Annotated in this window: 1 pseudogene; it reads left to right on the top strand. The window is 63.9% G+C overall.

The window, feature by feature from the left end:
- Nucleotides 1–244, top strand: a pseudogene (locus tag AAEZ09_RS28990) (hypothetical protein); the annotation flags it as partial.

Genomic DNA, 244 nt, shown 5'->3' with positions numbered 1-244 from the left:
CAGCACGACCTTCCACGCGCCTGACGGCGGCACCGATGGCCCGTTCAAAACCCCGGGCTTCGGCATCCTCGACCTGACCGCTTACTACAAGGTGAGCAAAGACGTGACCGTCAACGGTGGCCTCTACAACCTCACCGACAAGAAGTACTGGAACTGGGATGACGTGCGCAGCTATGACAGCGTCGGCGAAGCCGGTGTCACCGGCCCGGCCAACCTCGACCGCCTGACCCAGCCCGGTCGCAAC

Source organism: Pseudomonas sp. 65/3-MNA-CIBAN-0223 (genome assembly GCF_040310425.1).
Taxonomy (GTDB): domain Bacteria; phylum Pseudomonadota; class Gammaproteobacteria; order Pseudomonadales; family Pseudomonadaceae; genus Aquipseudomonas; species Aquipseudomonas gregormendelii.
This window is presented reverse-complemented; position numbering and strand designations above follow the sequence as displayed.